Origin of the sequence: Enterobacter cloacae complex sp. ECL414, assembly GCF_021869685.1 — a bacterium.
Classification (GTDB): domain Bacteria; phylum Pseudomonadota; class Gammaproteobacteria; order Enterobacterales; family Enterobacteriaceae; genus Enterobacter; species Enterobacter kobei.
In genome coordinates this window covers 23616-42770 of record NZ_CP091481.1, presented here as the reverse complement: position 1 = coordinate 42770, position 19155 = coordinate 23616, and the positions used below count along the sequence as shown (strand labels likewise).

Annotated in this window: 20 protein-coding genes; 7 read left to right on the top strand and 13 right to left on the bottom strand. The window is 57.0% G+C overall.

The genetic code is table 11. The features are described from left to right. The first annotated feature begins 243 nt into the window (after positions 1-243). Entirely contained in the window at positions 244-1164 is a 921-nt protein-coding gene (locus L3068_RS00205; protein ID WP_047343388.1) for a LysR family transcriptional regulator, read from the top strand. On the opposite strand, the gene L3068_RS00200 is transcribed toward L3068_RS00205, so the two are convergent. From L3068_RS00200 to L3068_RS00150, 11 genes are all read right to left on the bottom strand, one after another. Next, entirely contained in the window at positions 1161-1613 is a 453-nt protein-coding gene (locus L3068_RS00200) for a DUF1198 domain-containing protein (protein ID WP_045281345.1), read from the bottom strand. The two genes, L3068_RS00205 and L3068_RS00200, sit on opposite strands and share 4 nt — an antisense overlap. A 94-nt stretch (positions 1614-1707) precedes the next feature. Continuing rightward, complete coding sequence (locus L3068_RS00195) at positions 1708-2727, bottom strand: alpha/beta fold hydrolase (protein ID WP_059373343.1); 1020 nt, start codon at positions 2725-2727, stop codon at positions 1708-1710. Between the two features lie 151 nt (positions 2728-2878). Beyond that, positions 2879-4270 (bottom strand): hexose-6-phosphate:phosphate antiporter UhpT, encoded by a 1392-nt coding sequence (uhpT, locus tag L3068_RS00190; RefSeq protein WP_045269323.1) that lies wholly within the window; start codon positions 4268-4270, stop codon positions 2879-2881. A 140-nt stretch (positions 4271-4410) separates the two neighbouring features. After that, positions 4411-5721, bottom strand: a complete 1311-nt coding sequence (locus tag L3068_RS00185) for an MFS transporter (RefSeq protein WP_032635256.1) — start codon at positions 5719-5721, stop codon at positions 4411-4413. Then, the gene (uhpB, locus tag L3068_RS00180; protein ID WP_045134486.1) at positions 5714-7219 is read right to left on the bottom strand and encodes a signal transduction histidine-protein kinase/phosphatase UhpB; all 1506 of its coding nucleotides are present in this window, start codon (positions 7217-7219) and stop codon (positions 5714-5716) included. The genes L3068_RS00185 and uhpB overlap by 8 nt, the downstream gene beginning before the upstream one ends. After that, the gene (gene uhpA / locus L3068_RS00175; RefSeq protein ID WP_014881931.1) at positions 7216-7809 is read right to left on the bottom strand and encodes a response regulator transcription factor UhpA; all 594 of its coding nucleotides are present in this window, start codon (positions 7807-7809) and stop codon (positions 7216-7218) included. The genes uhpB and uhpA overlap by 4 nt, the downstream gene beginning before the upstream one ends. A gap of 82 nt (positions 7810-7891) precedes the next feature. After that, positions 7892-8179: an acetolactate synthase small subunit gene (gene ilvN, locus L3068_RS00170; protein ID WP_010426528.1), complete on the bottom strand. Its 288-nt coding sequence runs from the start codon at positions 8177-8179 to the stop codon at positions 7892-7894. A gap of 3 nt (positions 8180-8182) precedes the next feature. Beyond that, positions 8183-9871 carry an acetolactate synthase large subunit gene (gene ilvB, locus L3068_RS00165; protein WP_117582102.1) on the bottom strand — a complete coding sequence of 563 codons (1689 nt, stop codon included), beginning with the start codon at positions 9869-9871 and terminating at the stop codon, positions 8183-8185. A 106-nt stretch (positions 9872-9977) separates the two neighbouring features. Beyond that, entirely contained in the window at positions 9978-10076 is a 99-nt protein-coding gene (ivbL, locus tag L3068_RS00160) for an ilvB operon leader peptide IvbL (protein ID WP_023331688.1), read from the bottom strand. A 149-nt stretch (positions 10077-10225) separates the two neighbouring features. Further along, positions 10226-10645 carry a helix-turn-helix domain-containing protein gene (locus L3068_RS00155; protein WP_023331687.1) on the bottom strand — a complete coding sequence of 140 codons (420 nt, stop codon included), beginning with the start codon at positions 10643-10645 and terminating at the stop codon, positions 10226-10228. Next, entirely contained in the window at positions 10642-10956 is a 315-nt protein-coding gene (locus L3068_RS00150; protein WP_023331686.1) for a type II toxin-antitoxin system HigB family toxin, read from the bottom strand. Before L3068_RS00150 ends, L3068_RS00155 begins: the two co-directional genes overlap by 4 nt. A 487-nt stretch (positions 10957-11443) precedes the next feature. On the opposite strand from L3068_RS00150, the gene tisB reads away from it, so the two are divergent. From tisB to emrD, 4 genes are all read left to right on the top strand, one after another. Next, positions 11444-11533 (top strand): type I toxin-antitoxin system toxin TisB, encoded by a 90-nt coding sequence (gene tisB / locus L3068_RS25295; RefSeq protein ID WP_023331685.1) that lies wholly within the window; start codon positions 11444-11446, stop codon positions 11531-11533. A 64-nt stretch (positions 11534-11597) separates the two neighbouring features. Further along, positions 11598-12044 carry a GNAT family N-acetyltransferase gene (locus tag L3068_RS00145; RefSeq protein WP_014881927.1) on the top strand — a complete coding sequence of 149 codons (447 nt, stop codon included), beginning with the start codon at positions 11598-11600 and terminating at the stop codon, positions 12042-12044. Positions 12045-12106: 62 nt separating this feature from the next. Next, positions 12107-12940: an EamA family transporter gene (locus L3068_RS00140; protein ID WP_117582104.1), complete on the top strand. Its 834-nt coding sequence runs from the start codon at positions 12107-12109 to the stop codon at positions 12938-12940. A gap of 175 nt (positions 12941-13115) precedes the next feature. Beyond that, positions 13116-14300 (top strand): multidrug efflux MFS transporter EmrD, encoded by a 1185-nt coding sequence (gene emrD, locus L3068_RS00135; protein WP_045269345.1) that lies wholly within the window; start codon positions 13116-13118, stop codon positions 14298-14300. On the opposite strand, the gene L3068_RS00130 is transcribed toward emrD, so the two are convergent. After that, the gene (locus L3068_RS00130) at positions 14203-15291 is read right to left on the bottom strand and encodes a cellulase family glycosylhydrolase (RefSeq protein ID WP_023331681.1); all 1089 of its coding nucleotides are present in this window, start codon (positions 15289-15291) and stop codon (positions 14203-14205) included. The two genes, emrD and L3068_RS00130, sit on opposite strands and share 98 nt — an antisense overlap. A gap of 84 nt (positions 15292-15375) precedes the next feature. Further along, positions 15376-16302 (bottom strand): DNA-binding transcriptional regulator DsdC, encoded by a 927-nt coding sequence (gene dsdC / locus L3068_RS00125; RefSeq protein ID WP_050862197.1) that lies wholly within the window; start codon positions 16300-16302, stop codon positions 15376-15378. A gap of 204 nt (positions 16303-16506) precedes the next feature. Here dsdC and dsdX point away from each other — a divergent pair, with 204 nt between their 5' ends. Further along, positions 16507-17844, top strand: coding sequence for a D-serine transporter DsdX (gene dsdX / locus L3068_RS00120; RefSeq protein WP_117582106.1), 1338 nt, complete (start codon positions 16507-16509; stop codon positions 17842-17844). Positions 17845-17861: 17 nt separating this feature from the next. Then, positions 17862-19148, top strand: coding sequence for a D-serine ammonia-lyase (gene dsdA, locus L3068_RS00115; protein WP_023331678.1), 1287 nt, complete (start codon positions 17862-17864; stop codon positions 19146-19148). The last annotated feature ends 7 nt before the right edge of the window (positions 19149-19155 follow it).

The following is a 19155-nucleotide window of genomic DNA, read 5'->3' as shown; positions in this document are numbered from 1 at the left end:
CGCTAGTTCTGATAATTACGTGGGCGACCTTTAACAGAATTTAAATGCCATATTTCGCGTTAGAGAAAATGAGTCAAAATTGCATGAGAAATTTATCAATCCAGTACTCAAATGGAATTATTAAATTTGTAATATAGTTTTTGTATTACTATTTTTTTAGGTTTTTATTTTAAACGTTCCCGTGTAAGATCTGAGAAGATAAAATAAAACGAAAATACCTTTTCGCTTTTCAGGATCATCGTTATGGCTACAGCAGAACATTTAATCAGCAATAACCTTCCCAGTATCAAACAATTGCAATGCTTTCTCGCTGTCGCGCATGAGTTGAACTTCCGCAAGGCAGCTGAACGTCTGAGGATGACGCAGCCCCCTCTGACCCGGCAGATTAAATGTCTTGAGGCCGTTTTGAAGCGTCAGCTCTTCAGTCGAAATACGCACGACGTAAGCCTCACTGAAGCAGGGCGCGCACTGGTGGTAAAAGCTGAGAAAATTCTTCGCGAAATCAGTGAACTGAAAACGGATTCCCTCTCCTCTGAAACCACCTTACGGATCGGACTCACCCGGACGCTTAATTTTGAATATATTGAACCGGTGAATAGGCAGCTTCAAAAACTGAACGCCGGGGATGATGTTGAAACACCGGACCTGACATCAGCGCAGCTGCTGCAAAGCTTGTCCAAAAATATGCTGGATCTGGTGCTAACAGGGGAAAAAGGGACAGGTCATGAAGATATTGTCCAGTACCGTTGGGTTTGCCAGGAGCCGCTCCTTATCGCAATGCCTTCTTTACACCCTGCAAGCCTGAAAGAAAAAGTCGCTCTCGACGATATCAGTGATTTACCGATTTTCTGGTTTTCCAGAAGTGCTAATCCGTCGTTTTACGACAAATGTGAAAGCTACTTTGACACGCTGAAAACGCCGCTGAAGCGCATAAAAGAACCAGACGATTCACTGGTGATGCTGAGTCGTATCGCAAGAGGGAAAGGGTTTGCGCTGCTACCTCAGTCAAAATGCACCTTCAATCAGGAGGGGCTCTGTTACCGCGAGCTAACGGATGATGAGGCAAAGCGACTCAATATTGATATCTATGCGGCAACCCGCCTCAATGAAAACCGGGAGGAGATCCTGAACGCTCAGAATATCTTGTGCGGGAAGGAGAACTAATGCAGGTAAAACACGCCCTCTTCCGGCAGGAAAAGATGGTTATAGCGCAGCTGAAAGGCATTAAGCTCCTGCGGGTCGGGCTCCATCTCGCGCATAAAGCCGAGCGCCAGACGAATTTGCGCATCGGTGATCGGCGCACCCAGGCGGGCTTTACGCAGCAGACGGTGCCACGTATGCAGGTTCTCTTCACTGCCGTCGACAATGCAGACCTGCCAGATCAGCAATACCTGCGCCGCGTTTTGCAGATGCGCCTCGTCCGGGCGTTCAAGATAACGGATAAACTCATTCCCGGCTGTTTTACCGAACTGATCGATCATCGACTCAACCGGCATTGGGGTGATTCCCAGCCGTTCGCTTAAACGTTTGATGGCGCGGCGGGAATCTGAGGTCAGGACACGAAATCCCACCACAAACACCACGGCAAGCGTTGCCAGCATTATCCAGACCATGCGTTCTCCTCAGACTAGCCGCTTATCATAGCGGGAAACGCAAGGCCTCAACAGCGGGCAAAACGCTATTAGTGCAGTGAAAAGAGGTGGAAAATCATTCTGAAAGCGGATCGCCGCGCTGAAGCCCCTTCAGCAGTGCCTCGTGGAAGCGCGCAGGATCCTGCATCTGCGGCGCATGACCCATATCGTTAAATTCCACCAGCGTCGCGTGCGGAATGCGTTTTGCCGTCTCTTTCCCCAGCACCGCATAGTTGCCGAGCGTCTTGCGGATCTCCGGCGGGGCGAGATCTTTCCCGATGGCGGTGTTGTCCTTCGTGCCGATCATCAATAATACCGGCATCTTCAGCTCACTAAATTCGTAGATCACCGGCTGGGTGTAGATCATGTCGTAGAGCAGCGCCGAGTTCCAGGCCACGCGCGCTTTGCCCGGCCCGTTGTTCAGCCCGGCGAGCATGGTCACCCAACGCTCGTATTCCGGCTTCCACTCCCCAGCGTAGTAGGTGTTTTTCTCGTACTGACGAATACCGTCGGCACTGACTTTCAGTTCGCGCTGGTACCACTGGTCGACGGTAATATGCGGCACACCGCGCGCTTTCCAGTCTTCCAGCCCAATCGGATTGATCATCACCAACTGTTCCACCTGCTGCGGCCACATTAGCGCGTAGCGCGTCGCCAGCATGCCGCCGGTCGAATGCCCGATAACCGTCACGCGATCGACGCCAAGCGATGTGAGCAGCGCATGGGTATTGTCCGCCAGCTGCTGGAAGGTGTACTGATACCGCTCCGGCTTGGTGGATTTACAGAAACCAATCTGGTCGGGTGCGATCACGCGATACCCGCTGGCCGACAGCGCTCGGATCGTGCCGTCCCAGGTTCCAGCGCAGAAGTTTTTGCCATGCATCAATACCACGGTGCGACCGTTGGGTTTTTCCGGCTTAACGTCCAGATAAGCCATATCCAGAGACTGGTTTTGCGAGGTAAAGGTAAAGTGTTTTACCGGCCAGCCGTAATCGAAACCTTCCAGCTTCTCGCCGTAGGAAGGGGTATCCGCGGCCATTGCGGGTGACGCCAGCGCCATCAGCAACGCAAGGCAGGATAATCGTCGGGTTAACATGCAGGCTCTCCGTTCTAAGGCTGCACAAAAGGCGGCAGCAAAAATACTGTAGAGCATACAGGGGAGGGAGAGTGTAAAGCGGGGTAAAGGCAGGACGTACAAAACAAAAAAGCCCGGCAAAACGCACCGGGCAAAGAAGTCACCTGCACACTCAGGCTGTTTTCAATTTCTGCACTCGCCTTTCGCGACGAATTTTACGTTCTTCCAGCACCGCAACCATCGCCATCAGGACGATACAGCCAATGGCTGCCGCATCCAGCGCCGCAAAGGTACCTGCCCAGCCGGTGAGGCCAAAAATTGGCGTACCGTCGGCAATCATCCCCAGCCCCAGCTTGGCGAAACTGTCGCCGATCAGGTAAGCGAAGGTGCCTTTAATCCCATCGGCTGCGCCGATCGCTTTTTTCGGTACAAACCCGACCGCCGCCACGCCAATCAGCAGCTGTGGACCAAATACCAGGAAGCCGAGCGCAAACAGGGAAGCCAGGTAAACATACTGGTTGCTGGCGTGCTGGTAGACGCCGAGTGTGGCGATAATCAGCGCCAGCGCGACGCAGGCCACCAGCGCGCGGCGGCCATTGGCGAGATCCGAGAGCCAGCCCCACAGCAGCGTGCCGACCAGCGCGCCCACTTCAAACAGGGTGAAGCCCTGAATCGCGACTTCTTTAGAAAGCTTCAGCTCCTGGAAGGCATACACCGTCGACCACTGGTCGATGCCGATACGCACCACGTACAGGAAGATGTTTGAGAAGCACAGCAGCCAGATCACTTTGTTTTTCAGCACGTATTCAACAAAGATCTGCCATTTGGTCATCTCGTTTTCTTCGGTCTCTTTGTCCTCTTCGCTGATCTCCTCGCCGAACAGCTCTTCGGCTTTGCCGAGGCCGTAAGATTCCGGGGAATCGCTGCCGAAGCGCAGGCCGATAAAGCCGACAATCAGGGCGATAATCGACGGGAAGATAAACATGCCGATCACGTGGCCATCGAACAGATAGTTCGCGCCGAACAGCGCCACGCCTGCCGCGCCCGCACCGCCGAGGTTATGCGAGATGTTCCACATGCCGAGGTACGAACCACGCTTGCGGCGCGGGGTCCATTTGGTGATGGTGGAGTAGCTGCACGATCCGCCGGTACTCTGGAAGAAACCACTCAGGGCATAGAAAGCGATCATCAGGAACAGGCTCACGGAGCCTGCGCCCATGCTGGCGCTGAAGCCGAGCATACAGATGGCGGAGAGAATCAGCATAAACGGCAGGAACTGCTTGGTATTTTTACCGTCCGCATAGTAGGAAACCACCGTTTTCCCCACCCCGTAGGTGATGGAGAATCCCAGGCCAATCATCCCCAGCTGCGTCATGCTCAGCCCGTAGGTCGAGATCATGTCGTTCTGCGCGATGTTAAAGTTTTTGCGGATCAGGTACATGGTCAGATAGCCGATGAAGACCACCAGATACGACTGCATGAACGGTTTGAACCACATTTTGCGCCGCACGTCGAGCGGCAGATCCAGGGTCGGCTTGCGCACCTGATTGAGGAAGGCCAGCATGGTTTGCTCCTGAGCTGATTTTTACCTGCGAATGGCAGGCATTGTAAAAATCAGCCGGGAGAGATGCCTGAGATAGCGTCCAGGTAAAACCGGGAAAATTTCTTAGTTTTGCGCCACTCGGCAGTAAAAGGTGAAGTGTGTCACGCTTCGCGCGGGGCCTGCGCGTGCAGGAAGGGCAGCAGCAGCAGGGCAGAGATCCCCGCCGCGATGGCGATGACCGCGAAGAAACCGCTCCAGTGCCAGGTGTCGATCACCCGCGCCAGGGGCCAGCCAGAGAGCGATGCGCCAAGATAGGCAAACAGCCCGACAAACCCCGTCGCCGCACCCGCCGCCTCTTTGTGCGAGCACTCCGCCGCGGCCATGCCGATCAGCATCTGCGGGCCAAACACGAAGAAGCCGATGGTGAAGAAGCATGCCGCCTGCATCACGTAGCTGGCGAACGGCATCAGCCACAGCGAGCCGACGGAGAGCAATATCCCGGCGGCGAAGATCAGGTTCATCGGGCCTCGGTTGCCGTTAAACAGCTTGTCCGAGCCCCAGCCTGCCACCAGCGCGCCGATAAATCCGCCCAGCTCGAACATCGTGACCGCCGAGTTGGCGGTGACCAGATCCACCCCGAGCGTCTCCGACATGTACAGATTGCCCCAGTCGTTGATCGCCGCACGTACCACGTAAACCAGCACGTAACAGAGCGAGAGTAGCCAGATGTAGGGATTTTTCAGCACGTATTTAGTCAGGATCTCTTTGCGGGTCAGCCCCGCCCCTTCCTGCTGTTGGGCAATCTCCATCTCGTCGTGCCGCCAGTCGCCTACCGCAGGCAGTCCAACGGTTTGCGGCCTGTCGCGCAGGCGCCAGCAGAGGAACAGCCCGGCAACAATCGCCAGGCCCCCGGCAATCATCATCCCTGCGCGCCAGCCGTAGTGCAGCGCCGCTGCACCGACCACCATCGGGATCAGCGCCCCGCCGACGTTATGCGCGGTGTTCCAGATTGCCCACCAGCCGCCGCGCTCGTTGCGCGAGTACCAGGCGGTGAGGAGACGGGCACAAACCGGCGCTCCCCAGCCCTGGAAAAAAGCGTTCAGCGCCCACAGCAGGGCAAAGGCCCACAGCGAGGTGGAGAAGCCGAACAGGATATTCACCACGCCGGTGGCAATCAGCCCGACGCCCATAAAGTAGCGCGCGTTGGAGCGGTCGCTGACGATGCCGGAGAAGAACTTCGACAGGCCGTAGGTGATGTAAAACAGCGTCGCCAGCAGGCCGATATCGGTACGCGTCATCACGCCGCTGGCGAGGATTTCCGGCGCGGCGGCGTTAAAGCTTTTGCGGGTAAAGTAAAACAGCGCATAGCCAAGCCAGATGGTCATCAGGATATGGCGACGCCAGTAGCGGTAGCGCGCGTCAATTTCCGCTTTGTCGCCTAGCGGTGAGGCGTTGGCAGGCATTTTAAACATGGTGGTTCCTTAGCGGCAGGCTGACGCTAACGCGCGTCCCGTGAGTACAGGAGATAGCCAGCGTGCCACCCAGCGCCTTCACGCGCTCGCGCATGCCCGCCAGGCCAAAACCCTGCTGGCCGGAGCCCGGCGGCAGGCCGCAGCCGTCGTCTTCAATCACCAGCGTCAGGCGATCGTTCTGCTGGCCGCCCTGAATGGTGACCGCGCTGGCATTGGCGTGTTTGACGATATTATTCAGCCCTTCCTGACAGACGCGGAACAGCGTCACGCGCTGGCCTTCACTCAGCGCAGATTCATTAATTCGCCAGTCGAGATGGCTGACAATGCCGCGGCTTTCCAGCTCCATCTCGCGCATCAGGGAGCGTATCGCCTGCTCAAGTGACAGGTCGTCAAGCTGGCGCGGACGCAGCCGTCCCAGCAAGCGGCGAACGGCGTCATAAACCCCCAGCGAAAGCTGTTCGATATGCGCCCCGCCCTGCTTCACACCGGCATTTTCCGCCGCCAGACGCTGGACAATGCCCGCCTGGGTGCGGATGGCGGTGATGGTCTGGCCGATGTCATCATGCAGCTCACGGGCGACCTCCTGCCGCACGCTCTCTTCCGTCTCCAGCAAACGCTCCGCCAGACGGCGATTACGCGCCAGCTCGTTTTGCAGAGACTGGTTCAGCTCGCGCAGACGCTGGATCCCCGCCCCCAGCAGCAGCCCGGTCAGGCTTTGAGCCAGCAGGGAAAGCAGCAGGTCCACCGGATGGTCGTGCCAGGTCTGGCTGGCAATGAGCGCGATGGCGTTCATCAGCGTGGCAATTAAGGCGCCCTGCCAGCCGTAGTGCCAGGCGAGGGCGATGATCGGCAGCGCCAGACAAAACGGTGTGAAACGTGAAAGCTCTGCGGGCAGGCCGAGCTGTAGCCACAGGCTCACCACAAACAGCAGCAGATACCAGATGAGATGCCGGGCGCGCCAGTTGACGGGCTGGGAGACCAGCGCAGGCCCCAGCGGCTGCCAGACGGTGCTGGTGAGGTAGTGCCAGAAAACCAGACAGGTCGGCGCAAGGGTCAGCCCGCCGGTGAGGGTCAGCAGCAGGGCGTTGAGCATCTCCTTGTCGCCAGCCCACGGCAGCGATTGCAGCAGCGCGGCGGCAATCAGCGCCGCCCCCTGACGCAGCAGCGTGCGCCAGTCACGCTGGTGACGATAACGGGAAATGAGCGCAACCGGGATAAGCGTGAGCAGGCTTCCGGTCATCAATAATGGCAGCTGCGTGAGCGCAACTTCCTGCGCCAGCCAGACCAGCATCAGCCACTCTGCGCCCAGCAAAACGGGCCAGTAGCCGCGGGGACATTGCAGCATCAACCCCAGACGCAGGCCGAAGGGGAACAGCAATACCGCCAGCTCGGGTCGCTCCACCAGATGCAGGCTGATGCTCCACAGGCAGAACCATGCGGCAGAAAAGATAAAAAAGCTGGCGACGACGGCGATCAGCCGCGAAAACAGCGGGTTCATTGCCAGCTATCAAACATGCGGCGCGCCAGCTCGACATCGTTGCTGACGTTGAGTTTTTCCATCAGATTGGCGCGGTGAACGTGGACGGTTTTTGGCGACAGGTCCAGCTCGGCCGCAATCTCTTTCACCGACATTCCCTGTGCGAGTTTCTCTGCAACCTGACGTTCGCGTTTAGTGAGCGGATCCTGACGTCCGGCCGCCAACTTAATGGCGATATCCGGTGTTAAATAGCAGCCGCCGGTGGAGACGGTACGCACGGCGGCGATCAGCTCGTCCGGGCTACAGCGTTTTGAGAGGAACCCGCGTGCGCCCGCGTTGAGCGCCTGCTCGACCAGCGCCGGGCTGTCGTGGACCGAGAGCATGATCGTCGCCATCCCTTTCGGCAGCTGGCTTAACAGCTCCAGACCGGAGAGATCCGGCATTGAGATATCGCAGATACAGACCTGCACTCCGCGCCCCGGCAGGCCCGCCAGCGCCTCACGACCGGAGCCAAACTCGGCCACGACCTGAAAATCGGGTTCGAGGTTGAGAAGCTGGGCAAAGCCGGAGCGGACGATAAGGTGGTCGTCGATGAGAGCGATGGTGGTCATGTTTGATCCTGCGGTCTGAAAACGCCGGATGGCGCTGCGCTTATCCGGCCTACAAGAGCGAAAGACGCTTACCTTAAGCGATCTACTCGAAAAACACCGCAATTTTGTTAAACATGGTGGGATCGGACTGGTTGCGCGCCACTTTGGTGACATCTTCCAGCTTGTCGATCTGCGCCATCATCTGCTCCAGACGCTGGTCATCGTTGACCAGTAGCCAGATGCGGCTGTGCTCGCTGCCCTGAATCGGCAGACAGAGAATGCCTTCCACGTTAAACGCCCGGCGGGCAAACAGCCCGCAGACGTGGGTCATGACGCCAGGATGGTTGCGGACGGTGAGTTCCAGAATGACGTTATCATGTTGTTTCTGCATGGCTTATTCTCCCACCATCTCAGTATTTGCCGCACCCGGCGGCACCATCGGATACACTTTTTGTTCAGGGTCGATACGCACGTGGATCAGCGCCGGGCCCGGGCGCGAAATCGCCTCCTGCAGCGCCGCGTGAGCATCCTCTTCGGCGTTCAGATCGCAGGTGTAAAGGCCAAAACCGGCGGCAATCTGCATAAAGTTAATCATTCCCGGATAGGTCGCAGCAAACACGCCCTGCTTGTAGAAAAGGCTTTGCTGCTGGTGTACCAGCCCCAGCGCCTCGTTGTTCATCAGAATGATTTTGACGTCTAACTGGTTTTCGGCCGCGGTCGCCATTTCCTGAATGTTCATCATCAGGCTGCCGTCACCGGAGAAGCAGATGACTTTGCGGTCCGGATTCGCCAGCGCCGCGCCCACGGCAGCAGGCAGGCCAAAGCCCATGGTGCCGAGGCCACCGGAGGTCAGCCACTGGCGCGGACGGTTCAGCGGGTAGGCCTGGGCGGTCCACATCTGATGCTGGCCCACGTCGGTGGTAATAATCGCGCTGTCGTCCACGCAGGCGGCCACAGCGTTGATAAGACCATAGTGGCTCAGCGGATCGCCCTCGGTCGGGATGGCGCCCGGGAACTCTTTTTGCAAATCGGCGACCAACTGACGCCAGTCGGCACGGTCGGCTGCGTCCGTCTGCGGGATCAACTGCGCCAGCACTTCAGCCACGTCGCCCTGAATCGCCACGTGCGGCTGCTTAATTTTACCCAGCTCGGCGCGGTCGATGTCCACATGAATGATTTTGGCGTTCGGGCAGAACTGCTCGGTTTTGCCAATCGCCCGGTCATCAAAACGCGCCCCCATCACAATCAGCAAATCCGCCTCTTGCAGGATGTAGTTGGTGCTGCGCGCGCCGTGCATGCCCAGCATGCCGAGCGAGAGCGGGTGCGCTTTAGGCAGCATGCCGAGCGCCATCAGGGTCATGGTGGTGGGCAGGCTGGCTTTTTCAGCGAACTGGCGGATTTCATTCGCGGCGTTAATCGCCCCACCGCCCAGATAGAGCACCGGGCGTTTGGCCGCATTAATCATCGCCGCGGCGTCACGCACGCTCTCAGCACTGAATTCCGGCGCGGGGGCACGGTCGCCCGGCTCTGGCAGTACGTCAATCTCGATCTCTGCGGTCTGGACATCCTTAGGAATGTCTATCCACACCGGGCCCGGGCGGCCAGACTGCGCAATGCGAAACGCATCGCTGATAACCTGAGGAAGCTCGCTGATATCGCGAACTAAATAGTTATGTTTGGTGATGGGGATAGAGATGCCGTAGGTATCCACTTCCTGGAACGCATCGGTACCGATCATCGAAGACGGCACCTGGCCGGTAATGCAGATCAGCGGAATGGAGTCGAGGCGCGCGTCGGCGATGGCCGTTACCAGGTTGGTTGCCCCCGGCCCGCTACACGCCATACAAACCGCCGGTTTCCCCTGTGTACGCGCCATGCCCTGCGCGATAAAGCCCGCGCCCTGCTCGTGGCGAGCCAGCACGTGGCGGATTTTTGTGCTTTGGCTTAACGCATCGTACAGCGGCAGCACCGTGCCGCCCGGGATGCCCGCAACCGTGGTGATGCCCTGTCGTTCCAGCAAATGAACGATCAGCTGCGCGCCCGTAAAACGCGTCTTAGTAGATGTTGTGCCCGAACTTGCCATGCTCCAGTCCTTTTCTTCTGAGCCAGCCTTCCGGGGAGGGTCCTAAACGAAAAACCCCGCCCGGTTTGCGCCGGCGGGGTTTTGGATTCGTGTGTTGATCCAGTCCCTACGGCGCATTGCCGACGACCACCACCACACGCACGACGACCACTGCGGCTGGTTGCGCAGTTTTTAGTAGGGTCGAGGTGAACAGAGATGGAGTCATTAGGAACCTGTGTTTGGAATCATTGATTGAATTTATACAAACACAGGTTTTCGGGCGTGACAATGGAAATATTTTCATCTGCGCAAAAATGCGTCAGGGATCACGTTTCGGTTGTTGGGTGATGAAAACAGTAGTCGGACGTGAGTATTTCATTCAATGAACAGCGCAGGCGATACCCCAAAGCGAGCAGCCAGTTTTTTTATATGGTTCAACGTCAGCTGACGTTGACCGTTCAACACCCTTGAAACCATTGATTTACTGCCAATTTCATCCTGAAAATCCGAAATAGTCAGTTTGTATTGATCCATAAGGGTTCTTAAAACGGCAATGCCCACTGGGACAGATTCCATCTCCTGGCGTAAGGCGACAATTTCGGGCCGATTGGCTTCGTAACGACGAATTCTTGCACATACGATATCCAGCAAAGGGCTGCCAGGTTCGTTCATCAGTAAATACTCAACCAGCTCAAGTGCGTCCTGGTAATCTTTCTCGTTTGGATGTTCACCCAATAAAGGAACCGCCGCGACAAGGGCATGCGTTGCTTTCATTGCATCAGCTACGATCATCATTTCTTCCCCTTAGTGCGATGTTTCTCCGTAAAACGGTCATATTCCTTATGAGTAAAAACATGGCGCACATAAAACTTTTGGCTTTCAAAGAATATGAGAGCCACTACTCTGAGGTTGTTGTTAGCAATATCAATAACATAATGCTTATCGAGATACTTCAAATTATCTAGCGTTGGAAAGATTTTTCTTAGCGCAACAGGCGTCGTGCAATGGCTCTTTTCGATGGTTCGCCCCAGAAAGAGAAGCTCCTCTCTGTGTTGCGGAAACTGGATCACCGCATCCAAAATTGCCTTCATTGAGATTAAATGCATACTGCATACCTGCCGCGTCCGTTGCCATTATGGCAACAATATCACGGATTGCCAATTAGTCAACGGAAGGCCTGCTTAGGACGGACCCAGAAAACAAAAAACCCCGCCGGAGCGAGGTTTTTATCAGGGTTTTGCGGTTGGTCGCCGCAGAACACACTGTGTTACGTCAACGCAAAAAGTATACGCGATCGAGGACGAACGCGCAATTCCGGCACGGATTTTGACGTTTTTGAGTATGGGTCGCCTTTCGATTTTTGTCCAAAAAATACTGTTCATGCATACAGTATTTATCTATACTGAGGGTGTTCGCAGTGAGCGAGGGGGCCGCAGTTCTACCGGCGCAATGAAGTCCTGGCTGAAACGGGTGGTGCCGTCAGTGCCTTAACCCCTGAAGTGAGCACACTGTGTTACGTCAATCCAGGTGCTGGCAACAGGCGGCGGAAAGGTACGCCAGCATCGTGCTCCTTTTTACCAAAAGGAGACGCGTATGGGCATCGTGGATATGGTGATACTTATCCTCAAACTCATTGTTGCAGTATTGCAACTGCTTGATGCTGTCCTGAAATACGTTCGGTAAGTCAGGTTCAAGTCGCACCTGAGAGGGGCGGGCAACTGCCCCTCTTTAATAACGAGGGAATGCTATGTCGCGTCTGTTAATTGAGCCTGTTACGCCTGATGAACCGGGCTATATCGCCCTGAAGGCGGAAAGTATCGCATTGAATTTCAACATGCTGCGCAGGCTGGAAGAGAACTGGCAGCGGGGTGAAAACCGCTTTAACGCGCCGGGCGAAAAGCTGCTGGGGGCGTTTCTTAACGGCAAGCTGGTAGGCGTATGCGGTCTCAACCGCGATCCCTTCAGCCAGCAACCGCGCGCCGGGCGCATTCGCCATCTCTATGTTAGCGAGAAGTGTCGCGGGTTGGGCATCGGCAAACAGCTTTTAACCGTGGTGATGGCCGATGCCAGCATCTGGTTTGATTTCCTGAATACCCACGCGCCGGATACCGCGTATGGGTTCTACCGCCGGGCGGGTTTCACGCTGGTCTCGGATGAGCCGCGGGTGACGCACCGCCTGTTTTGTGCGGTGTAACCGGCTGGCAGCATCAGGACGTGAATGTTACAGTTGAGTGACAATTCACCACCCGATACGCCATGACCATCACCGTATTCTGCATTTTGCTGTTTGCCGCGCTGCTGCATGCCAGCTGGAACGCTATCGTTAAGGCCGGAACGGACAAGCTCTATTCTGCGATAAGCGTCAGCGGCTCCGCTACGCTGATTGCGCTGGTGTTGCTCCCCTTCTCTCCACAGCCTTCTACTGCAAGCTGGCCGTTTTTAATCGTCTCCTGCGCCTTACAGGTGGTGTACACCGTGCTGGTGGCAAAGACCTATCAGGTCTCGGATATGAGCCAGACCTACCCGCTGATGCGCGGTACCGCCCCGCTGCTGGTGGCGCTGATCAGCGTCCTGGCGCTCGGCGATCGTCTCTCCTGGCTCGCCTGGTCCGGCATCGGGGTGATCTGCCTGTCGATTCTGGCGATGGCCATGAACGGGCGCACGCAGTCCCGAAAAGGGATCTGGCTGGCGCTGCTGAACGCCTGTTTTATCGCCGGATATACGCTGGTGGACGGCACCGGGGTGCGGCTCTCGGACACTGCGCTGGGCTACACGCTGTGGACCTTCTTTATGAACGGTTTTTGCCTGCTGAGCTGGGCGATGGTGGCGCGTCGGCGTGAAGCCTTTGGCTACCTGCGTCTGCACTGGAAAAAGGGGCTGCTCGGCGGTGTCGGCACCATGGGCTCGTATGGCCTGGCACTGTGGGCGATGACGCAGGCACCGCTGGCCGTAGTCGCGGCGCTGCGTGAAACCTCGATTCTTTTCGGGGCGCTGATTGCCTTTGTGCTTTTAAAAGAGAAGGTTGCGGGCCTGCGCATCGCTGCGGCGCTGGGTATTGCTGGCGGCGCTATTCTCCTGCGCCTCGCATAAATCACTGGCAACATTAGTTGCCGTTTTTGTTTACAAATCCTGCCTTTTGACGTTCATCCATTCACCATCACAATGATTAAATTGTCATCTCACTGTGGTAGATTCCTCGCGCATTTATGGGAATGCGCAGTCACTTATTCTTCATTTTTCTCTTTTGGCAAAAGTATTCAGCGACATGAAAAAACAAAGGAACGTTAACTTATTGTTGATGCTGGTGTTACTGGTGGCCGTCGGTCAGATGGCGCAAACCATCTACATTCCGGCGATCGCCGACATGGCAAAGGAATTAAACGTCCGCGAGGGCGCGGTACAAAGCGTAATGGCCGCCTACCTGCTAACCTACGGCGTTTCACAACTCGTCTATGGCCCGCTGTCCGACCGCGTCGGGCGTCGCCCGGTGATCCTGGTCGGCATGAGCATATTCATGGTGGCGACGGTGATTGCCATCACCACCCATAGCCTGACCGTATTGATTGCCGCCAGCGCCCTGCAAGGCGTCGGAACCGGCGTCGGCGGGGTGATGGCGCGAACCTTACCGCGCGATATGTACCAGGGCACCCAGCTCCGCCATGCCAACAGCCTGTTGAATATGGGGATTCTGGTCAGCCCGCTGCTGGCACCACTGATTGGCGGCCTGCTGGACACAATGTGGTCCTGGCGCGCCTGTTACGCCTTCCTGCTGGTGCTCTGCGTGATAGTGACCTTCAGCATGGCACGGTGGATGCCGGAAACGCGCCCGCAGGACGCGCCGCGCACGAAGCTTATCGCCAGCTACAAAACGCTGTTCGGCAACGGTGCGTTTACCTGTTACCTGCTGATGCTGATCGGCGGCCTGGCAGGCATAGCGGTGTTCGAAGCCTGCTCCGGCGTGCTGCTGGGCGCAGGGCTTGGCCTGAGCAGCATGGTGGTGAGTATTCTGTTTATTCTGCCTATCCCGGCGGCGTTCTTCGGCGCCTGGTTTGCCGGACGTCAGAACAAGCGTTTCTCCACCCTGATGTGGCAAGCAGTGATTAGCTGTCTGCTGGCGGGACTGATGATGTGGATCCCGGGGCTGTTTGGCGTGATGACCGTCTGGACGCTGCTGATCCCGGCGGCGCTGTTCTTCTTCGGCGCGGGGATGCTGTTCCCTCTCGCCACCAGCGGCGCGATGGAGCCGTTCCCGTTCCTCGCGGGCACGGCGGGCGCGCTGGTGGGCGGTTTGCAAAACATCGGCTCCGGCGCGCTGGCCTGGCTCTCGGCCATGATGCCGCAGACCGGGCAGGCTAGTTTGGGTTTGCTGATGACGCTGATGGGGCTGCTGATTTTACTGTGCTGGCTGCCGCTGGCGTCGCGTGTCCCGCATCACGAGCAGCCGGTTTAACCGCATGATGGCCCGGCTTTTCGCCGGGCTTTTCACAGACGGGAGCAATCATCGCCTGTAATAACGGCTCTGGCGCAGGTCGCCAGGCGCCCTCTTCCCCGTCGTAAAACTGGAAATCCGCGTTAAGCGCATACGGAATTTTCGCCTTTTGCAGCTCGCAGGCCATAAAGGTGGCGAAGGCCATTTGCGAAGCGGTTGGCGTGAGGTGGTTTGACTCCCCCACGCCCCAGCCTCCGACCCAGCTGACGTGCCCGGTTTTTTGCTGCCAGCGCAGCGCGGTATTGATGCGATTATGGATAGCCGCTTTCTCTGCCGCCGTGCCGGACGTCCACGGGTATTTACCGTTATTTTTCAGCGGCCCCCACGGGAAAATATGCCACTCCGCCAGCAGGAAGTTCTGGCTGTGCGCAGGCAGCTTCAGGCTGGTTAAATCCTCCGGCGCGGCGCGCAGGCGCGGTGCGATGAAAATCATGCGCTGCGGGTCAATGTCATGGATCGCTTTTATGGTTTTTTCATACACGCGATTTAACGACGCGAGGTTGTGGTTGAGCTTGTCGGCGGGCTCGTAAATCAGGTCAAAACCCAACTGCGGGTAGCTCTGACCGAAATAGTGGGCGACGGCAATCCACCAGTTGATTGTCTCTTTCTCATTATCGGCTTTCGGGTCGTTTTTATATTCATCTGCCTGATAAGCAATAATCGGGATGACACCATACTGCTCGCAGGCTTCCACCAGCTTGCGCAGATGGATGAGCCGCGCTTCCGTCGGCTCATCGGCGACGCGGATGCGCACATGGCTAATGCCTTTTGCACGAAAATCGCGTACCACCAGCGGGTCAAATTCACGTATACCGCGCTCGGTACGCGCCCAGTCTACATCCATCCCCACACCCAGCTGCTGAGCATAGCGGGCAGCCGTCATCGCCGGCTCAGCGGCAATCGCCCAGCCGGAAGAGATCAGTAACGCAGAGGCAATAAAAGGCTTTAACACGGTTTACCCTGGATAAATCGAAAGCATTACCTGTATTTAGCACGCTTTTTCACATTTGGTGTAGCGTCAAAGCGTAATAATTCTTCACCTTGCCCGTTCTCTCAGCCAGCTAATAAAGGCGTCAATTTTCGGCCACTGGCGGCCCGGAAGCGTTGAGATATAGTAATGCTGATGGCATTTGAGGGTCTTTTCACCAAACGGTGCAATCAACTCTCCCTTCTCGAGCCGTTTCTGCACCAGCCGCTTTCTGCCCATCGCCACCCCCACATCATTGATGGCCGCAATAATCGCTAAATCAGAACGATCAAAACCAATCCCCGACGATGACGGCATATTTACCGCAAAATGCTGCGCCCAGCTTTGCCATTCATCCGTACCGGAATCATTGCTCCAGGCCTGACGGTCATGCAGCAACGTACAGTGGCTGAGGTTATGGGGGTTTTTAACCAGTTGATGTTCGCGGGCGTACGCGGGCGAACAAACGGGCAAAATCTCCTCATCCATCAGGAAGTGTTGGGAAAGGTGGTTTGCCGGGGTATCGTCGAAATAGAGCGCCAGATCGATGCCCGTTCGCTGCATATTGACGTAATCATTTCCGGTCAGGACGGTGAGTGAAATCGACGGATAGCGGCGGGTAAAATCTCCCAGCATGGGAACCAGCCAGCACTGCGCAATCGATGGCCGGGAGTACACCGTTAGCGTACCGGAGAGCGCCTGGTTTTTGATGTCCAGGATCTCCTGATTCAGGGTATCGAGGGAGGATTTAAGGGTCCAGTAAACGCGCTTCCCCTCCTGCGTCAGCTCAACCTTACGGTGCGAGCGGACGAACAGCTGAATACCCAGCTCCTCTTCCAGCAGATTAATGCGGTGGCTCACCGCGCTGGGGCTGAGCGAGAGCTCCTCCGCGGCCAGCGCGAAGGACTCATGCCGGGCGGCCACTTCAAAGGTGTACATTTTCGACAGCTGCCAGCCGTTTAACAGCCGGTTTCTGGCTTCATTCGCATCGGTCATCACAATTCTCACGCGTGGTTTCTGCGCTCAGCATACCGTTTAAGGGTGAATTTATGTGAACCTAATGCAAGTTAAGTGCGTTTTTTAGAGCGTAGTCACTCAGTTGATCCAATCTGGCTCACCTGAATGCCAATTTATATCGTTTGTCAGCCCCCGCCGTTTTTTCGTCCAATACCCACAGATGACATAAGGGTGAGGTGAGATATGGGATCTCAGGTCTGGGTTGTGGCAACGCTGCTGGTCAGCATTGTTTTAATTGTTTTAACCATCGTTAAGCTGAAGTTTCACCCGTTCCTCGCGCTGCTGCTGGCGAGCTTTTTCGTCGGTGCGATGATGGGAATGAGCCCACTGGATATGGTGAACGCCATTGAGAGCGGGATTGGCGGTACGCTGGGCTTCCTGGCGGCGGTGATTGGTCTGGGCAACATTCTCGGCAAAATGATGGAAGTCTCCGGCGCGGCAGAGCGCATCGGGATCACGCTGCAGCGCTGCCGCTGGCTGTCAGCTGACGTGATTATGGTGCTGGTGGGCCTGATTTGCGGCATTACGTTGTTCGTGGAAGTGGGCGTGGTACTGCTGATCCCGCTGGCGTTTTCCATCGCCAAAAAGACCAACACGTCGCTGCTCAAGCTGGCCATTCCGCTCTGTACTGCGCTGATGGCGGTCCACTGCGTGGTGCCTCCGCATCCAGCCGCGCTGTTTGTGACCAATAAGTTAGGCGCGGATATCGGAACGGTAATTGTTTATGGTTTGATGGTAGGACTGGTGGCGTCTCTGGTCGGTGGCCCGCTGTTCCTGAAACTGCTCGGCAATCGTCTGCCGTTTAAACCGGTTCCGGCAGAATTTTCTGACCTCAAGGTGCGGGAAGAACACACCCTCCCGTCGCTGGGCACCACGCTGTTTACGGTTCTGCTGCCAATTGGCCTCATGCTGGTGAAGACCATTGCCGAGCTGAATATGGCAAAAGAAGGTTCGCTGTATACGCTCCTCGAATTTATCGGCAACCCAATCACCGCGATGTTTATCGCCGTGTTTGTCGCCTACTACCTGCTGGGGATCCGCCAGCATATGAGCATGGGGGCGATGCTGACGCACACCGAGCACGGTTTTGGCTCTATCGCCAATATTTTGCTGATTATCGGCGCGGGCGGCGCGTTCAACGCCATCCTCAAAACCAGCGGACTGGCGGACTCACTGGCGCATATTCTCTCGAACCTGCACATGCATCCTATCCTGCTCGCCTGGCTGGTGGCGCTGGTGCTGCATGCCGCCGTAGGCTCCGCCACGGTCGCGATGATGGGCGCCACGGCGATAGTCGCGCCGATGCTGCCGCTCTATCCGAACGTGAGTCCGGAGATCATCACCATTGCTATCGGTTCCGGCGCCATTGGCTGCACGATCGTCACCGATTCTCTCTTCTGGCTGGTGAAGCAATACTGCGGCGCAACCCTGAATGAGACCTTCAAATACTATACGACGGCGACGTTTATCGCCTCGGTGCTTGCACTTGGCGGCACATTCCTGCTTTCTTTCATTATCTGAGCGCGAAGAGACGTACTATGGAAAACGCAACTATCACTACTTTAACCGCACAGTTTCCTCTGGTTGAGGATCTGATTGCCCTGAAAGAAACCACCTGGCTTAACCCACGTACCACGACGCTGGCGGAAGGATTGCCTTACGTCGGGCTGTCCAAAGCCGACGTGGACGACGCGCACGCGCGCCTTAACCGCTTCGCGCCGTATCTGGCGAAAGCCTTTCCGGAAACGGCCGTCACGAAGGGGATTATTGAATCCGAACTGGTCGCCATTCCGGCCATGCAGGCGCGACTGGGGAAAGAATATGACAAGACCATTCCCGGCACCCTGCTGCTGAAAAAAGACAGTCATCTTCCGATTTCCGGCTCGATTAAAGCACGCGGCGGCATCTACGAGGTGTTGACCCACGCGGAGAAACTGGCGCTGGACGCCGGCTTGCTGAGCATCGAAGACGACTACAGCGTTCTGCTGGAGCCGCGCTTTAAGGACTTCTTCAGCCAGTACAGCATTGCGGTGGGCTCAACCGGCAACCTGGGGATGTCCATCGGCATTATGAGCGCATGCATCGGCTTTAAGGTGACGGTGCACATGTCCGCCGATGCCCGCGAGTGGAAGAAAGCGAAGCTCCGCAGCCATGGCGTCATCGTCGTGGAGTATGAGCAGGATTACGGCGTGGCGGTGGAACAGGGGCGCAAAGCGGCAGAAAGCGATCCGAACTGCTTCTTCATTGATGATGAAAACTCCCGCACCTTGTTCCTGGGCTATGCGGTGGCAGGCGAGCGGCTGAAGGCGCAGTTTGCCGAACAGGGCCGCGTGGTGGATGCGGCGCATCCCCTGTACGTCTACCTGCCCTGCGGTGTCGGCGGCGGCCCTGGCGGCGTGGCGTTTGGCCTGAAGCTGGCCTTCGGTGATAACGTCCACTGCTTCTTTGCGGAACCCACGCACTCGCCGTGCATGCTGCTCGGCGTTTACACCGGCCTGCACGACGAGATTGCGGTGCAGGACCTGGGTATCGACAACGTGACGGCGGCAGACGGCCTGGCGGTCGGGCGCGCGTCCGGCTTCGTGGGCCGCGCGATGGAGCGCCTGCTGGACGGGTTCTACACGCTTTCCGATCAAAGCATGTATGACATGCTCGGCTGGCTGGCGCAGGAGGAAGACATTCGTCTGGAACCGTCCGCGCTGGCGGGCATGGCCGGGCCGCTGCGTGTGCATTCAGATGCCAACGTCACCCACCTGGTATGGGCAACCGGGGGCGGCATGGTGCCGGAAGACGAGATGGCGAAGTATTTAGCAAAAAGCCGTTAATCGTAGG

Excerpts from the sequence above, each read along its gene's own strand:
- L3068_RS00205 (WP_047343388.1), top strand. The coding sequence starts at position 244 with ATGGCTACAGCAGAACATTTAATCAGCAATAACCTTCCCAGTATCAAA.
- L3068_RS00200 (WP_045281345.1), bottom strand. The coding sequence starts at position 1,613 with ATGGTCTGGATAATGCTGGCAACGCTTGCCGTGGTGTTTGTGGTGGGA.
- L3068_RS00195 (WP_059373343.1), bottom strand. The coding sequence starts at position 2,727 with ATGTTAACCCGACGATTATCCTGCCTTGCGTTGCTGATGGCGCTGGCG.
- uhpT (WP_045269323.1), bottom strand. The coding sequence starts at position 4,270 with ATGCTGGCCTTCCTCAATCAGGTGCGCAAGCCGACCCTGGATCTGCCG.
- L3068_RS00185 (WP_032635256.1), bottom strand. The coding sequence starts at position 5,721 with ATGTTTAAAATGCCTGCCAACGCCTCACCGCTAGGCGACAAAGCGGAA.
- uhpB (WP_045134486.1), bottom strand. The coding sequence starts at position 7,219 with ATGAACCCGCTGTTTTCGCGGCTGATCGCCGTCGTCGCCAGCTTTTTT.
- uhpA (WP_014881931.1), bottom strand. The coding sequence starts at position 7,809 with ATGACCACCATCGCTCTCATCGACGACCACCTTATCGTCCGCTCCGGC.
- ilvN (WP_010426528.1), bottom strand. The coding sequence starts at position 8,179 with ATGCAGAAACAACATGATAACGTCATTCTGGAACTCACCGTCCGCAAC.
- ilvB (WP_117582102.1), bottom strand. The coding sequence starts at position 9,871 with ATGGCAAGTTCGGGCACAACATCTACTAAGACGCGTTTTACGGGCGCG.
- ivbL (WP_023331688.1), bottom strand. The coding sequence starts at position 10,076 with ATGACTCCATCTCTGTTCACCTCGACCCTACTAAAAACTGCGCAACCA.
- L3068_RS00155 (WP_023331687.1), bottom strand. The coding sequence starts at position 10,645 with ATGATGATCGTAGCTGATGCAATGAAAGCAACGCATGCCCTTGTCGCG.
- L3068_RS00150 (WP_023331686.1), bottom strand. The coding sequence starts at position 10,956 with ATGCATTTAATCTCAATGAAGGCAATTTTGGATGCGGTGATCCAGTTT.
- tisB (WP_023331685.1), top strand. The coding sequence starts at position 11,444 with ATGGGCATCGTGGATATGGTGATACTTATCCTCAAACTCATTGTTGCA.
- L3068_RS00145 (WP_014881927.1), top strand. The coding sequence starts at position 11,598 with ATGTCGCGTCTGTTAATTGAGCCTGTTACGCCTGATGAACCGGGCTAT.
- L3068_RS00140 (WP_117582104.1), top strand. The coding sequence starts at position 12,107 with ATGACCATCACCGTATTCTGCATTTTGCTGTTTGCCGCGCTGCTGCAT.
- emrD (WP_045269345.1), top strand. The coding sequence starts at position 13,116 with ATGAAAAAACAAAGGAACGTTAACTTATTGTTGATGCTGGTGTTACTG.
- dsdC (WP_050862197.1), bottom strand. The coding sequence starts at position 16,302 with ATGACCGATGCGAATGAAGCCAGAAACCGGCTGTTAAACGGCTGGCAG.
- dsdX (WP_117582106.1), top strand. The coding sequence starts at position 16,507 with ATGGGATCTCAGGTCTGGGTTGTGGCAACGCTGCTGGTCAGCATTGTT.
- dsdA (WP_023331678.1), top strand. The coding sequence starts at position 17,862 with ATGGAAAACGCAACTATCACTACTTTAACCGCACAGTTTCCTCTGGTT.